Origin of the sequence: Streptomyces lydicamycinicus (assembly GCF_000829715.2) — a bacterium.
GTDB lineage: Bacteria > Actinomycetota > Actinomycetes > Streptomycetales > Streptomycetaceae > Streptomyces > Streptomyces lydicamycinicus.
This window is the reverse complement of the sequence record NZ_BBNO01000004.1, coordinates 170,098-185,467: the sequence shown is the minus strand read 5'-3', so window position 1 is coordinate 185,467 and position 15,370 is coordinate 170,098. Positions and strand designations below refer to the sequence as shown.

At 70.7% G+C, this 15,370-nt stretch carries 13 protein-coding genes and 1 riboswitch; of the genes, 3 read left to right on the top strand and 10 right to left on the bottom strand.

Annotated elements, in window-relative coordinates; all coding sequences use genetic code 11:
- The first annotated feature begins 88 nt into the window (after positions 1 to 88).
- Positions 89 to 1,732 (top strand): aa3-type cytochrome oxidase subunit I, encoded by a 1,644-nt coding sequence (ctaD, locus tag TU31_RS14040; protein WP_045867314.1) that lies wholly within the window; start codon positions 89 to 91, stop codon positions 1,730 to 1,732.
- An 80-nt stretch (positions 1,733 to 1,812) separates the two neighbouring features.
- Complete coding sequence (locus tag TU31_RS14035; protein WP_107070685.1) at positions 1,813 to 2,148, top strand: hypothetical protein; 336 nt, start codon at positions 1,813 to 1,815, stop codon at positions 2,146 to 2,148.
- Between the two features lie 51 nt (positions 2,149 to 2,199).
- Here TU31_RS14035 and TU31_RS14030 read toward each other — a convergent pair whose 3' ends face one another.
- The 4 genes from TU31_RS14030 to TU31_RS14015 form a co-directional block, all read right to left on the bottom strand.
- Entirely contained in the window at positions 2,200 to 2,898 is a 699-nt protein-coding gene (locus TU31_RS14030; protein WP_052718935.1) for a hypothetical protein, read from the bottom strand.
- Positions 2,899 to 3,029: 131 nt separating this feature from the next.
- Positions 3,030 to 3,428 (bottom strand): DUF6114 domain-containing protein, encoded by a 399-nt coding sequence (locus TU31_RS14025; RefSeq protein ID WP_042154236.1) that lies wholly within the window; start codon positions 3,426 to 3,428, stop codon positions 3,030 to 3,032.
- Positions 3,419 to 4,039 carry a DUF6230 family protein gene (locus TU31_RS14020; RefSeq protein ID WP_042154234.1) on the bottom strand — a complete coding sequence of 207 codons (621 nt, stop codon included), beginning with the start codon at positions 4,037 to 4,039 and terminating at the stop codon, positions 3,419 to 3,421. The genes TU31_RS14025 and TU31_RS14020 overlap by 10 nt, the downstream gene beginning before the upstream one ends.
- A gap of 459 nt (positions 4,040 to 4,498) precedes the next feature.
- Positions 4,499 to 5,731, bottom strand: coding sequence for a cytochrome P450 (locus tag TU31_RS14015; RefSeq protein ID WP_042155395.1), 1,233 nt, complete (start codon positions 5,729 to 5,731; stop codon positions 4,499 to 4,501).
- Positions 5,732 to 5,971: 240 nt separating this feature from the next.
- Here TU31_RS14015 and TU31_RS14010 point away from each other — a divergent pair, with 240 nt between their 5' ends.
- A complete protein-coding gene (locus tag TU31_RS14010; RefSeq protein ID WP_042154232.1) occupies positions 5,972 to 7,141 on the top strand; it encodes a steroid 3-ketoacyl-CoA thiolase in 1,170 nt (389 codons plus the stop codon).
- A gap of 409 nt (positions 7,142 to 7,550) precedes the next feature.
- On the opposite strand, the gene TU31_RS14005 is transcribed toward TU31_RS14010, so the two are convergent.
- The 6 genes from TU31_RS14005 to TU31_RS13980 form a co-directional block, all read right to left on the bottom strand.
- Positions 7,551 to 8,585, bottom strand: coding sequence for an ECF transporter S component (locus TU31_RS14005; protein WP_370682734.1), 1,035 nt, complete (start codon positions 8,583 to 8,585; stop codon positions 7,551 to 7,553).
- Complete coding sequence (locus TU31_RS14000; RefSeq protein WP_042154230.1) at positions 8,582 to 10,210, bottom strand: ABC transporter ATP-binding protein; 1,629 nt, start codon at positions 10,208 to 10,210, stop codon at positions 8,582 to 8,584. Before TU31_RS14000 ends, TU31_RS14005 begins: the two co-directional genes overlap by 4 nt.
- On the bottom strand, positions 10,207 to 11,373 hold the full coding sequence (locus TU31_RS13995; RefSeq protein ID WP_042154228.1) for a CbiQ family ECF transporter T component: 1,167 nt from the start codon (positions 11,371 to 11,373) through the stop codon (positions 10,207 to 10,209). The genes TU31_RS14000 and TU31_RS13995 overlap by 4 nt, the downstream gene beginning before the upstream one ends.
- A complete protein-coding gene (locus TU31_RS13990; RefSeq protein WP_042154227.1) occupies positions 11,370 to 12,071 on the bottom strand; it encodes an SCO2322 family protein in 702 nt (233 codons plus the stop codon). The genes TU31_RS13995 and TU31_RS13990 overlap by 4 nt, the downstream gene beginning before the upstream one ends.
- Positions 12,071 to 13,378, bottom strand: a complete 1,308-nt coding sequence (locus TU31_RS13985; RefSeq protein WP_107070683.1) for an SCO2321 family membrane protein — start codon at positions 13,376 to 13,378, stop codon at positions 12,071 to 12,073. The genes TU31_RS13990 and TU31_RS13985 overlap by 1 nt, the downstream gene beginning before the upstream one ends.
- Positions 13,379 to 13,549: 171 nt before the next feature.
- A riboswitch (cobalamin riboswitch) is annotated at positions 13,550 to 13,709 on the bottom strand.
- Positions 13,710 to 14,020: 311 nt separating this feature from the next.
- A complete protein-coding gene (locus TU31_RS13980) occupies positions 14,021 to 15,103 on the bottom strand; it encodes a Strvi_7410 family MBL fold metallo-hydrolase (protein WP_042154225.1) in 1,083 nt (360 codons plus the stop codon).
- Positions 15,104 to 15,370: the final 267 nt, after the last annotated feature.

The window sequence follows — 15,370 nt, the reverse complement described above, 5'->3', positions numbered from 1 at the left end:
ATCTTCACACCCTCCGGGGTGAGACTTGCCACCCCGTCTCGTCCCCCGCGCCGGTGAGGATCGCGACGGCTCCGGACACCTACCGGGCATGAAGTTTCCCGTGAAGTGGCTGACGACCACTGACCACAAGACGATCGGCACGCTCTACCTGGTCACCGCGTTCGCCTTCTTCTGCCTCGGCGGTCTGCTGGCCCTGGTGATGCGCGCCGAACTGGCCCGCCCCGGCCACCAGATCATGTCGAACGAGCAGTTCAACCAGGCGTTCACGATGCACGGCACGATCATGCTGCTGATGTTCGCGACGCCGCTGTTCGCCGGATTCGCGAACTGGCTCATGCCGCTCCAGATCGGCGCGCCCGATGTCGCTTTTCCCCGGCTGAACATGTTCGCCTACTGGCTCTATCTCTTCGGTTCGCTGATCGCCGTCGGAGGATTTCTGACGCCCCAAGGGGCCGCCGATTTCGGCTGGTTCGCCTATGCGCCGCTGTCCGACTCGGTGCATTCCCCCGGCATCGGCGGCGATATGTGGATCATGGGTCTGGCCTTCTCCGGGTTCGGCACGATTCTCGGTTCGGTCAACTTCATCACCACGATCATCTGCATGCGGGCACCCGGCATGACGATGTTCCGGATGCCGATCTTCACCTGGAACGTGCTGCTGACCGGTGTGCTGGTGCTGCTGGCCTTCCCGGTGCTGGCGGCGGCGCTGTTCGCGCTGGAGGCGGACCGTGAATTCGGTGCGCATGTCTTCGATGCGGCCAATGGCGGGGCGCTGCTGTGGCAGCACCTCTTCTGGTTCTTCGGTCATCCCGAGGTGTACATCATCGCGCTGCCGTTCTTCGGCATCATTTCCGAGGTCATTCCGGTGTTCTCGCGGAAGCCGATGTTCGGTTACATCGGTCTGATCGCGGCGACGATTTCGATTGCCGGTCTTTCGGTCACGGTGTGGGCGCACCACATGTATGTGACGGGCGGTGTGCTGTTGCCGTTCTTCTCGTTCATGACGTTCCTGATCGCGGTGCCGACCGGTGTGAAGTTCTTCAACTGGATCGGCACGATGTGGAAGGGCTCGCTGTCCTTCGAGACGCCGATGCTGTGGGCGATCGGCTTCCTGATCACCTTCACGTTCGGTGGTCTGACCGGTGTGATCCTGGCTTCGCCGCCGATGGACTTCCACATCTCCGACTCGTACTTCGTGGTGGCGCACTTCCACTACGTGGTGTTCGGTACGGTCGTCTTCGCGATGTTCTCCGGCTTCCACTTCTGGTGGCCGAAGTTCACCGGCAAGATGCTGGACGAGCGGCTCGGCAAGATCACGTTCTGGACGCTGTTCGTGGGTTTCCACGGCACCTTCCTCGTCCAGCACTGGCTCGGCGCGGAAGGTATGGTGCGCCGCATTCCCGACTATCTCGCCGCCGATGGATTCACTGCCCTGAACACCGTCTCCACCCTCTTCTCCTTCCTCCTCGGACTCTCCCTGCTGCCGTTCCTCTACAACGTCTGGAAGACCGCGAAGTACGGCGAGAAGGTCGAGACCGACGACCCCTGGGGATACGGCCGCTCGCTGGAATGGGCGACGTCCTGCCCGCCGCCGCGGCACAACTTCCGCACCCTGCCGCGCATTCGCTCCGAATCCCCGGCATTCGACCTGCACCACCCGGAGATCGCGCACGGGATCGCCGCCATGGCGGACGCCGAGGACGCCGCCACCGAAATCGGGGCACGCACATGAGCGAGGGCACGCGGATGGGCGAAGACATGCGGAAGGCCGCCGGGACGGGGAGTGGTGGAGGAATGCGGAGGGCCGCGGAAATGCAGCTGGACCAGGCCGTCAACGAGATCGAGGGATTTCTCCTCTGGGAGGCGGAGAAGGACCGGGCACGTAGCCGCGCGGCGGACTTCTGCGCCGGCCTGCCCTGGCTCACCGATACCCAGCGGCGGGAAGTGGAGCTGCGCTACTGCCAGGACCAGCGCGAGACGTCCCGGGCCTACCTGGAGCGCATCGCGGCCCGCAGCGCCGCTTTGCGGACCGAATACGAAGGCGTCTACCGGGCCCTGCGGCGCCGGCTGATCACCGGGCTCCTGGCCGGCACGGTGGCCGTGGTCGCGCTGGTGACCATGGCGGCCGTCGGGTTGAGCGCACGCTGAGAGGGTGACGCCCGCTCGGGGAACGGCCGTCACCCCTGGCTCAGCGGGCGCTCAGCCGGTGACGGTGATCTGGGAGGCGGGATCGGTGGTGTCGCTCACCGTGTAGGCGGCGTTGAACGTCGAGCTGGTCGCGCTGGTCGGGCAGCCGAAACCGCCCACCACCTTCACCGGCACCGACGCGTTGGTGAAGGTGAGGGTGGACGGCGCGCCGTTGGTCCAACTGCCGTTCACCGTTGCCGCCGAGGTGGGTGCCGCCGTCACCGTGCAGGACGCCAGCCCGCTGGTCTGGAGCACGAACCCGCCGGCCGGGATGGTCAGTCCGGCGGTCACCGGCGTCCCGTACTGCATGGCCACGCCCCAGGTGCCGGTCGTGGTGACGGTCGCGCCGACGCCCGGCATGCTCGTCGTGCAGGAGCCGTAGGACGCCGGGGTGGTGGAACTGCTCACCGGCCCGGCCGGGTTCTGGTTACCGGGCGCCGCCGGGACCTGCCCACTGGAGACCGAGGTCTTACAGGTGACGGTCACCGAACCGGCCTTGAAGGTGGCCTTGCCGCTGAGCGTGGCGGTGAAGCCGTGACCGGCGGGGCTCACGGTCGTGGACAACGCGGCGGCGGACGGCGTTCCGGACGGCTGGGCGGTCGCGGGGCTCGTCACGGCGAGCGCCAGGCCGAGCGCCGCGACGACTCCGGTGCCGGCGGTGCGTAAGGCGCGCTGACGGGGCGTACGACGGGTGGGGTGCGACATCGTCATCGTGGTTCTCCTTCTGAGGGGTGTGGTGCCGGAGGAGAGGTGTACGGGCAGCGGTCCGCCCCGTACGCGGACGAAGGCGTGGGGTACGCGTACGGGCGGACGGTGTACGGGGGCCGGGCGTGGCGGACGCCCTAGTGCTCGCAGGGCGCGGGCGCGGTCCCGGGCGCCTCCGGGGTTTCGGGTTCCGTCGGGGCGACCGGCTGCCAGGCGAAGATCATCGAGCCGCCGAGGATGCCGATGACGGTGCCGATCAGAAAGCCGCCGAGGTTGGACATCACCAGCGCGGCCGCCGCGCACAGCACGGTCAGCACGCCCGCGAGGCCCCGGTAATACGGCGCGAACCACGCCGAGAGCCCCATCACGATCATCACCAGCCCCATCAGGACCGACGGGATGCCGGCGATCCCCTGTTGCAGCATGATCTTCAGCGGTGCCAGGGGGATGGCACAGATCTCGGCGCCGGCGACGACGGCCAGCAGACCGCCCCAGAAGGGCCGTCCGCGCCGCCAGCGCCGCCAGGTCAGAAGCATTCCTTCTTGCCCTTGGAGATCTTCATGCTCAGACCGGACAGCTTGAAGGTCCCCGCGTTGGTGGCCCAGGCGGTCTGCCGCAGCTTGCTGATGCTGACGTCATCGGCCTGCTGGGCGAAGAGGTCCTGCATGCCCTGGGCGCCGTCCGGTCCCTTGTCGAGGGTGGAGGCGTCCCGGCCGATCTCGATCCCGTGGAAGGACGCGTTGCCGGAGAGCTGGGTGGCGTCCACGAACAGATCGGTGGCCTCGACGGGCGTGCTGCCCGTACCGGCGCTCAGGTTGAGCGAGATATCGCCGACGACGGGCAGATGAGTGACGACCGACTGGCACAGATGGTCCAGCTGGGCGGTCTTGATGGCGGTGACGGCGACCGGCAGGAGATCTCCCCTGGCGTTCGTGTCCACACTGCCGTACTGGGCGAAGCCGTCGCCCTTGAGGCTGTCCGCGGAGACCTTGAACTGCTGTCCCGAGACGGCGAATGACGCCGCCAGTGCCCCATTGGCCAGGGCGATGCCCAGGGCGGCGGTGCCGGCGAGCGCCGGGACGGACAGCACGGCGAACTTCCGCCAGCTGATGCGTCCCGTGACAGGTCTGCCGTGTGCATCTTTCATAGTGGTATGTCCCCTTCGAAGAGCGGTGGAGCGCACGTGTCGAAACGTGTGGGGGGATGCGTGGGGCGCAGGGTGGCGCGTGGTGCGGAGGGCGCGCGGAGAGGCCGGGGTGAGCGCAGGGGGGAGCGTGCGGCTCGGGCGCGGGCGGTGCGGAACGAGCGCGCGCCGGAGGGTGAACTGCCGAGTTGTTACTGGCGAGTTGAATGTAAGTCTGCCAATGACGGCTGGCAAGGTTGAGGGAGGAACTGGTTTCGGACATACCGCTGGTCCGGCTTTCCCCCGGCACGTCTTCGTGCATACCGGGTGGCGGTCAGCGGCTACCACGGGCAGGTGGAGAAGCGCCACGGCCGCCCATGGGGCCACGCACCGGCGGGACGCCCACCCCACGCGATCGGGGTGAGCGTCCCGCCCGTATGCCGGTCGTCTCCGCTGCCGCAGCCTTGCGCAGCGGCGCCGCCGTCAACCGTAGTGAACCTGGAGTTCCTTGACGCCGTTGAGCCAGGCCGAGCGGAGCCGGCGCGGGTCGCCCGCCAGGGAGATGTCGGGCATGGCGTCCGCGAGGGCGCCGAAGATCAGGTTGATCTCCAGGACCGCGAGCGACTTGCCGAGGCAGAAGTGCGGGCCACCGCCGCCGAATCCCAGGTGGGGGTTGGGGTCCCGGGTGATGTCGAAGACCTCGGGGCGGTCGAACACCTCCGGGTCGTTGTTGGCGGAGGAGTAGAAGATCCCCACCCGCTGGCCCTTCTTGATCTTCACGCCACCCAGCTCGGTGTCCTGGGTGGCGGTGCGCTGGAAGGAGACCACCGGGGTCGCCCACCGCACGATCTCCTCGGCCGCCGTCTCGGGACGCTCGCGCTTGTAGAGCTCCCACTGGCCGGGATGGGTGAGGAAGGCATGCATCCCGTGCGTGATCGCGTTACGCGTGGTCTCGTTGCCGGCCACCGCCAGCAACAGCACGAAGAAGCCGAACTCGTCGGAGCCGAGGTTCCCTTCGTGCTCCGCCGCCACCAGTTGGCTGACGATGTCCTTGGCCGGGCATTCCTTGCGCACCGCGGCAAGGTTCATCGCGTACGAGATCAGCTCCGTGGCCGCGTTCAGGCCGACCTCTTCGGTGATGGCCAGTTCGGGATCGTCGTACGCGACCATCTTGTTCGACCAGTCGAAGATGCGCGCCCGGTCGTCCTGGGGGATGCCGATGAGTTCCGCGATGGCCTGGAGGGGGAGTTCGCAGGCGACATCGGTGACGAAGTCCCCGGTGCCGTTCCGGCGCGCCTCGGCGACGATCTGCGCCGCCCGGTGGCGCAGCGCGTCCTCCAGGGCCCGTATGGAGCGCGGGGTGAAGCCGCGCTGGACGATCTGCCGGACCCTGGTGTGCTCGGGCGGGTCCATGTTCAGCATGATGAGTTTCTGTACGTCTATCTGGTCACGGGTCATGGCCGCGTTGAACCGGATGATCGAGGTGTTGAGGCTCGCGGAGAAGATCTCCGGCTTGGTGGACACTTCCTTGACGTCCTGGTGACGGGTGACGACCCAATACCCGTCGTCACCGAAGCCGGCGATGCCGTGCGGTTGGGTGTTCCACCACACGGGCGCGGTCCGCCGCAGCTGGGCGAACTCGGGGAGCGGAACGCGGGACTGGTAGACGTCGGGATCGGTGAAGTCGAACCCGTCGGGCAGCGCGGGACATGGCATCGGCGACTCCTGGTCCATCCGGCGTCTGACGGCTCATCAGGTATGGGTCGCGGTGAAGGTAATGACGAGGTCTGCAAGTGGCAAGGGGTCCGGCGACTCCGGTTGCGTGCAAGGGACTTGCACGCCCCTTGCGCCCCGGGGAGCACCTCATAAGACTGTTTGTAGAACTAGAACGGGTACTAGTTCTTCTTTCCGTGGGTGCCGGGACATCCGCGGACGTGAGGAGAGGACGACTCAGTCATGGCCGCGGAACCCGTCATCGTCGAAGCAGTACGCACCCCCATCGGCAAGCGCGGAGGCGCGCTGGCCAACCTCCATCCCGCCTACCTCCTGGGGGAGACCTACCGCGAACTCCTCGCCCGTACGGGCATCCAGCCGGACTGCGTCGAACAGATCGTGGGCGGCACCGTCACCCACGCCGGCGAGCAGTCCATGAACCCGGCCCGCAACGCCTGGCTGACGATGGGCCTCCCGTACGAGACCGCCGCCACCACCGTGGACTGTCAGTGCGGATCATCGCAACAGGCCAACCACATGGTCGCCAACATGATCGCGGCCGGGGTCATCGACATCGGCATCGGCTGCGGCGTCGAGGCGATGTCCCGGGTACCGCTCGGCAGCGGCTCCAAGCACGGACCCGGCAAGCCATGGCCCGATGAGTGGAACGTCGACCTGCCCAACCAGTTCGAAGCGGCCGAACGCATCGCCCGCCACCGGGGGCTGACCCGGGAGAACGTCGACTCGCTCGGCCTCATCTCGCAGGAGCGGGCGGCCGCCGCCTGGGCCGAGGAGCGCTTCAAACGGGAGACCTTCGCCGTCCAGGTCCCCACCACCGAGGACGAACAGGCCACGGGCCAGGGCATGTGGCGGCTGGTCGACCACGACGAGGGACTGCGCGACACCAGCATGGAGGCGCTCGGCGGCCTCAAGCCCGTGATGCCGACGGCCGTCCACACGGCGGGCAACTCCTCACAGATCTCCGATGGCGCCGCCGCGCTGATGTGGGCCTCCAAGCGCATGGCACGCGCCCTCAAGCTCAAGCCGCGGGCCCGCATCGTGGCCCAGGCGCTGGTCGGCGCCGACCCGCACTTCCATCTGGACGGTCCCATCGACGCCACCCGTGCGGTGCTCGGCAAGGCCGGTATGTCCCTCAAGGACATCGACCTCGTCGAGATCAACGAGGCCTTCGCCTCCGTCGTCCTCTCCTGGGCGCAGGTCTTCGAGCAGGACCTGGAGAAGGTGAATGTGAACGGCGGCGCCATCGCCCTCGGCCACCCGGTCGGCGCCACCGGCGCCCGGCTCCTGACCACCGCACTCCACGAACTCGAACGCAGGGACAAGGAATTCGCCCTGATCACCATGTGCGCGGGCGGGGCGCTGGCGACGGGGACGATCATTCAGCGGCTGTAGCGGCTGTAGCGGCTGTTGCGGCTGTAGCGGCTGTTGCGGGGAACCGGCGGTCGCCGACGACCGCCACGCGAAGAGGACGGGGGTGTTCCGGTGCCCCCTCCCCAACCTGAGGAAAACCACAGCTGAGTTGTGCGGAAAGCCGCATTCTGCGAGGCGTGCGATCTCCGTACCGTCGACGACATGACCAACAGATCACCGCGGCAGCGCTCCTCTTCCTCCTCTTCCGCCTCTTCCTCTCCCGCCTCCTCGCCGTTACCTCTCCGGCAGGGGCCGGTGCAGGGGGCGCCTCCGGTGAGCCGGCCGGACCGGGGGCCTGGCGGCCAACTGACGATCACCGCCCCAGGCAGGGAAGGGGGCATGCGCAGGGCAGAGGGGGAGACAGGAGCCGGGTCACCTCACCCGGGGCCACTCACCGGGAGGCGGCCTCTCGGGGCGGATCGGGAGTGAAGGAGGCGGGGACATCGAAGGCCGCGCGGCGGGTGGCGCGGCGCAGCGCTCTGAGGACGGTACCTCCGAGCGTGCAGGTGAGGATCACGGTGACCAGGGCTCGGGGGAGGTCCCAACCGAGGGAGGTGGCAAGGCAGTAGGCGAGATAGCGGGCCAGGTTCTGGTCGATCGGGTCGCCGGGGACGAAGGAGACCCCTGAGGTCAGGCCGGCGATATAGGGCCAGCCCTGGAGGTTCATGACCAGGCCGTAGAGGACGGCGGAGACGGCTCCGTAGACGGCGAGCACGGCGAGTTCACCGCGGCCGCGCAGCCGGTCGGGCCCCGGCAGCAGGCCGGCGCCCATCGACACCCACCCCATCGTCAGCATCTGGAACGGCATCCAGGGGCCGACACCGCCGGTCAGCAGCGCCGACGCGAACATCGCCACCGAACCCAGTACGAAGCCGAACCCGGGCCCGAGCACCCGTCCCGACAACACCATCAGGAAGAACATCGGCTCGATACCGGCGGTCCCCGCGCCCAGCGGGCGCATCGCGGCCCCGGCCGCGGCCAGGACGCCGAGCATGGCGATGGCCTTGGCGTCCAGGCCGGTGTCGGCGATGGTCGCCACGACAACGGCAAGCAGCATCGGCAGCAGCGCGGCGAACAGCCAGGGCGCGTCCTTGGAATGGGCGAGCCCGGAGGCGGAGTCGGCGAGCAGTGGCCAGCCGAAGGCCATCACGCCGATGGCCGAGATCAGGGCCAGCGCGGCGATGGAGCGGGGACCGAGCCGCACGGCACGGGCCTGGCGACCGGGGCCGGGGCGTCGGAAGCCGGGGCCGGGGCGGTCGGGGGCGGAAACGGAACCGGAGCCGGGGCCGGAAGCGGAATCGGAGCCGGGGCGGCCGGAGTCGGAGCCGGAGACGGAACCGGAACAGGGGTCGGAGGCGGGGCTGGAAGCGGAATCGGAGCCAACGCCGGGCCCGGGGCCCTCCGGGCGGGGTGGGGGCACGGTCATGCGAGGGCCTCCAGGGCGCGGGCCACCTGGGGAACCGTCAGCCAGGGCAGCGGGGCAAGAACCTTGGCGACCTGCGGCGCGAAGGAAGGAGAGGAGACCACGACCTCGTCGGTGGGGCCGTCGGCGACGATCTCGCCGTCGGCGAGGATCACGACGCGGTGCGCCAGTTCGGCGGCGAGTTCCACGTCATGGGTGGCCAGGACGATGGCGTGCCCCTCGGCGGCCAGGGTGCGCAACACCTCGATCAGACGGGCCTTGGCGGCGTAGTCCAGGCCGCGGGTGGGCTCGTCGAGAAGGAGCAGCGGTGGACGGGCGGTCAGCACGACCGCGAGGGCAAGGGCGAGCCGTTGGCCCTCGGACAGATCACGGGGGTGAACGGAGTCCGGGACATCCGGCAGCAGCCGGGCGACCAGAGCCCGGCAACTGCCGGCGGGGGCGCCCGCGTCCTGGTCGGCCGCGGTGCACTCGGCGGCGACGGTATCGGCGTAGAGGAGGTCACGAGGTTCCTGCGGGACCAGACCGACATGCCGCAGGAGGTCCCGGGGGCTGGTGCGGTGTGGGACGGCGCCACCGACCCGCACCGTGCCGGACGACGGCTGATGCATTCCGACGAGGGTGGTGAGCAGGGTGGACTTCCCCGCACCGTTGCGTCCCATCAGAGCGACCGTCTCGCCACCCCGCACGGTCAGATCCACCCGGTGCAGCGCCTCGGTCGGACCCCGACGCACACCGAGCCCCGAGACCTCCGCGGCAGCATCCGATGCTCCCGGCTCGGGCCCCGAGCTCCTCCCCGGCACCTGCGGCGGGGCTCCCGTCAGCTGCTCGCGCAGGGGAGCGGCCTTGCGGCGGGCGTCGCGTACGGAGAGGGGGAGCGGGGACCACTGGGCGAGGCGGCCGAGAGCCACGACCGGGGGGTGGACGGGGGAGACGGCCATGATGTCGGCGGGGGCGCCCATGACCGGGGGCGCACCCGGTGAGGGAAGGAGGATGACCTGGTCGGCGTACTGGACCACACGCTCCAGGCGGTGTTCGGCAAGCAGGACCGTGGTGGCGAGGTCATGGACCAGCCGCTGGAGGACGGAGAGCACCTCTTCCGCGGCGGCGGGGTCGAGAGCGGACGTCGGCTCGTCCAGGACCAGGACCTTGGGGTGGGTGGTGAGGACCGAACCGATCGCCACCCGCTGCATCTGTCCGCCCGAGAGCGTGGTGATCGCGCGGTCGCGCAGCTCGGCCAGGCCCAGCAGGTCGAGGGTCTCCTCGACACGGCGGCGCATCACCTCAGGGGGGAGGCCGAGCGATTCCATGCCATAGGCGAGTTCGTCCTCGACGGTGTCCGTGACGAAGTGCGCCAGTGGGTCCTGGCCCACGGTGCCGACGACATCGGCCAGTTCACGCGGTTTGTGGGTGCGGGTGTCCCGGCCGTCGACGGTGACCCGGCCGTGCAGGGTGCCGCCGGTGAAGTGCGGGACGAGGCCGCAGACGGCATTCAGGACGGTGGACTTGCCGACGCCGGAGGGGCCGACCAGGAGACACAGTTCGCCCTCGGGGACGGTCAGGTCGACGCCTTGGACGGCGGGCGCCGCGGCATCGCCGTAGGTGACCGAGACCTGCTCGAACCGGATCACGGGGTGGGCTCCTTCGTACACGGATCGACATCAGAGGCACGGCCACCTCCACGGGACGCCACACGGGTCCCGGCCCGGTCCGCGCTCGACGGGAGCGGGGCGACGAACGCGGGCAGCAGCCCCACGAGAACGGAAACGGCCGGCCAGAGGGGAAGAACGGGGGTGGTGAGCGGGACGGCGGGCGGATGCAGCGCGGCCGGCGCATAGTCGTTCGCCCAGATCATCAGGGCGGCGACGGCCATGCCGGAGCCCGCGACCAGCCAGGCGCGGGCGCCCCACCGCTCGGGCCGGTAGCGGCTGCGCACCGAACGGCGGCCACCGAGCCACAACCCGGCGAGTGCCGCCGCCAGCCCGGCGAGCAGCAGCGGTAGCCCGTAGCCGCCTCCGGTGTCCCCCAACAGCCCGTAAGTTCCGGCGCAGACACCGAGCAGCCCGCCGAGGGTGAGCACGGACGTGAGATGGCGTACGGCGGGCGGTACTTGGGCGCTGCGGCCGTAACCGCGGGCGTCCATGGCCGCGGCCAGCGCCACCGAGCGCTCCAGCGCGCCCTCCAGCACCGGCAGTCCGACCTGGAGGAGTGCCTTGACCCCGCGGTCGGGGCGCCCGCGCAGCCGGCGGGCGGCGCGCAGCCGCTGGACGTCGGCGACCAGGTTCGGGGCGAAGGTCATCGCCACCACGACCGCGACGCCCGCCTCATAGAGCGCACCGGGCAGGGACTTCAGGAGCCGGGCCGGATTGGCGAGCGCATTGGCGGCGCCCACACAGATGAGGAGAGTGGCCAGTTTCAGTCCGTCGTACAGGGCGAAGACCATGCCCTCCGCGGTGACCCGGCCGCCGATCCGGACGCCCTTCGCCCAGTCCGGCAGCGGTACTTCGGGCAACGTGACAAGGGTGTGCGTACCGGGGATCGGCGAGCCGAGGAAGAAGGCGAAGACCAGCCGGATGACGATCACCACCAGCCCGAGTTTGACGAACGCGCCGTACGAACGGGCCCAGGGCGCATCCGTACGACGTGCCGCGACGACATACCCGGCCACGCCCACCAGCAGCCCCAGTAGCAGCGGATCGGTGGTGCGGGAGGCCGCGGTGGCCAGGCCCAGCGCCCATAGCCACCAGGCGCCGGCGTGCAGCGCGGTGGTACGGGTCGCCTGCGGGGCGCTCATCCGCGTCGGCGGCGTGCCTGCCACACCGCTGCCGCACCCAGGGCGACAACGGCCGCGGCCCCGCCCAGCAGTCCGGCGGACGGTCCCCCGTCGCCGCTTCCACCGCCCCCGTCGGCACGGTCCTGCGCCGCCCCCGCGGACGGCGCAGCGGAGGACGCGGAACCCTTCGCTCGGCCCTTCGTTCCGTCCTTCGATCCGTTCACCGCCTCCGCGCAACCCGCCTTCGGGTAGCCGGCGATGGCACACAGCAGGGCGTTGGCGTCATAGCGCAGCGGCCGGGCGACCGCCGCCAGCGCCTCGCCGGCCGAGGCGTCCTCCGGCACCTGCGCACACTCCGACCTCGCCGCCGGCGGCCGCTCGCCGGCGGGCGCGTCCGCCGCGGTGCCGAAGTCCAGCACGATGCCGATCCGCTTGCGGCCGTCCTTGGCGGGGGTGTCGCGGCAGATCGCGTCGAAGTCGGCGGCCGGGCGCGGCTTACCGGCCCCGGCGGAGTCGGCGCCGACGGTGAAGCGGAAGCCCTCGACCGCGCCGTCGGCCGGCCGCTGAGTGGCCGGCCCTTCGGTGGCATACGCCCAGGAGCTGCCCTTGCCGTCCCAGAACGACCAGTAGCGGTACTCCTGCGCCTGCGCGGGCCCGGCGGCCAGGCCGGTGACCGTACCGGCCAGCAGTACGGCGCCGGCGATCCTGGTCCGCCGCATCAGAGCTGATTCTTCTTACGGCTGCTCAGCAGGAACCCGATACCGGCGCCGATGGCGAGGCCGACACCGATGACCCACCACACCCCGATGCCGCCGCCGTCCGTGGTGTCGTCGGCGTCCCCGGTGTCCTTCTGCGCCGCGGCGGCCGGCTCGGGGCCGGTGGCGTTGAGCGCGGCCACCAGGTCGGTGCCGCCGAAGGAACGCGGGTCGGTGCCGGTGGCGTGCGCGGCCAGCACCAGCTGGGCGTAGGCGGCGGGCCCGTTCTGCTTGGCCCAGTCCGTGGCGTTCTTCTCCAGCCACTTCAGCGGCTTGGCGGCAGCGGCACCGTGCCCGCCGGCCGCCAGCGCCACCACGGCGTCGGCTGTGTTGCCGACATCGGGCTGCTTCTCGGCGCCCGGCATCGCGGAGAGCAGATGCTGCCCGTTCTTGTCGAGCTGCGCGACGAGGTAGGCGTCGCCGCCCGCCGCGGCCCGCTCCGGATCGTCCTTCTTCGCGTCCCCGCCGTCCTTGCAGTTCAGCGGCTTGACCGGGGCGTCTGCCCGCTGGTCCGCGGGCTCGACGACAAAGCCCTTGCCGAGCGCTCCGGTCGCGGCGGCCGCGGTGGCGTCGGCGTTCGGGGCGGCGCCCTTGAGCTGGAAGGTGAACGCGCCGCGCTCGCCCTCCTTCGCGTCACAGCCCAGCTGGAAGGTGAGCAGCCCGTCGTACGGGGTCTTGCCGCCCTTCTTCGAGGTCACCGACCGCGGCTTCTCACCCGCCGCCGCGAGCGCGCCGATGACCACGGACGTGGAGTTGGCGTCGCTGGCCGAACCGGGCATCGAGCTCCAGCCGCCGTCGTCGTTCTGCACCGATTTCAGCCAGCCCACGGCCTTCTGCACGGAGTCGCCGTGCCCGCCGAGCGCGGCCAGCGCCTGCACCGCGGCGGCCGTCTGGTTGGTGTCCCGCATGGTCTTGGCGTCACAGGACTTGCCGGGCTCGGCGCGGAAGGCGGTGAACGCGCCGTCGGCGCACTGCTGCCCGACCAGCCAGCGCACGCCGGACGCGGCCGGCCGCACCCCCACCGTGTCCTGCGCAAGCAGCGCGAGCGACTGCCGCCACACCCCGTCGTACTGCGGGTCCTTGGTGCCGTACAGGCCGTCCGGCAGCTTCTTGGGGGACGCGGACGGGGCAGCGTCGTCGGCGTACGCGGCGGGGGCAGCGGCCGCGCCCAGCACCGCCGCGGCCGCCAGCGCCGTGGCGGCGCGGCGCGCCAGGAAGGCGACGGGGTGCGTCAGGGGGGCCTGGTGAGCCATGGAAGCCATGGGGGCCATCGGGTCGGTGCCTCTCGGGTCGGGTCGCGGCGATGTACGCAGCCGTGCTCGGCCGACCGCCCGCGCGGCGATCCCCTTGGATCGCGGACGCGACGGCACCGGGCTCAGCTCCGTATACCTCGACGGTGCCGCGCACCGGCCGCCCCTGTGGCGGACGGTTCCGGTGGCGGGAGCCTTGGTCGTGCCCCCTCGGGTGTTCCGGCTCGTACGGCCGTCCTGCCGGGCCAGCCGGCGCGGTACGGACGGGCCGTCCTCACGGTTGCGGGTCAGCGCCGGATTTCCACCGGCTTCCCCCGATCGGGTACGGATGAAGTTGTCCCGCACACCTTAACCGGCACCCGGCGGGCGCTCGCTCGCACGTACGAGCCGACGAAATCCGGCACGAGCGGGGCGGAGCGGCGCGCGAGCCGCGCACAGGACGGGCGCACCGGCGCCGGGTATGGGCGGACGGACGGGCACCGGGCACGAGCAGGGCAGGAGCCGGGCGCGAGCACGGCGGGGTCCGCGCACGGGGCGGGACCGGAAGTCGGTCACCGAACCGGCCGCGCACCGGCCGGCCCCGACCCCGCCCCCGGCCGCCGGGTACACAGCAACAAGAAGCTGCACGAACCAGGACAGCGGCAACGCGAGAGGCCCGCCCCCTCACACCGCCTGATACCGCACCGGATCCGACCCCGGCACCCACTCCGCCCGCCCCTGCTTCACCAGCCGGCGCAGATGGGCCTCGGCCTCCGAGACGGCGATGTTGCGGGATCCGTAAGGGATCTGCTCCCACGGGCGGTTCCACTCCATGGCCATGGCGAGCTGCCAGACGGTGCGGGGTTCCTGGAGCAGGGATCTGAGCTGGGCCAGCCGCTCTTCGTGGTGGGCGATGAGCGTGCGCACCCGGCCGCCGGCGTCGGTGAAGGCATGCTGATGGGCGGGCAGGACCTCGGCGGGGTCGAGCCGGCCGACGCGTTCGAGGGAGTCGAGGTAGTCGCCCAGGGGGTCGGTGTCCTCCCCCGAGCCCTCCATGCCGTGCGGGCCGGGCGGACTCCCCTCGTCGTCCGGGGCCTCGTACAGGCCGATGTGCGGGGTGATGCCGGGCAGGAGGTGATCGCCGGAGAACAGCCGGCCGAAACCGGGCGTCCGTGCCGAGGGGTGTTCCTCCTCCAGGTGGAGGCACACATGGCCGGGGGTGTGTCCGGGCGTCCAGATGGCGCGTACCCGGCGCCCCGGCAGGTCGAGCAGTTCGCCGGGGTCGATGCCGCGGTCCGGCAGCGCGGCCTGCCGGCCGGGCAGCTTCCGGCCGTTCCCTGTGGCGCGGGCCTTCCGCAGGGGCGCCAGATGGTCGTCCGGTGCGCCCGCCGCCGTGAGCTTGGCGAGCAGGTAGTCGAGCCACTGGCCCGGTTCGGCCGCGCGGGTGCGGCGGACCACCGCGGTGTCGGCGGCGTGCATCGCGATCCAGGCGCCGCCGGCCTCCCGGACCTTGGCGGACAGGCCGTGGTGGTCGGGGTGGTGGTGGGTGATCAGGACGCCGTGGAGGTCGGTGAGGGCGAACCCGCAGGCGGTGACGCCGGCGACGAGGGCGTCCCAGGAGTCCGGGTCGTCCCAGCCGGTGTCGATGAGCACCGGCCCGCGGTCGGTCTCCAGGAGGTGGACGAGGGTGTGGCCGAGCGGGTTGTCCGGGATGGGGACGGCGATGCTCCACACCCCGCCCTTGTGGTCGGTCACCTGCGCGGTCATCCCGGTCCCCTCTCGGTGTGGCATACACCCGGTACCCGGCCTCACTATAACTAGAACTGGTTTCAAAGCGGCTTGAAGTACCCCTCCGGACAGGGTGAGTTGGGATTCGGCCGGTGCCGTGGACTCCTCCAACTAGAACTGGTATCAGTTCCTGAGGAATGAGTCGCCTGATGCCTCGTCAGTAACCGTGCCCGAGGCACCTCGGCAACGACAGCGAACCGGTACCGAAAGCGAACCGGCAACGACACCGAACCGGCAACGACAGCG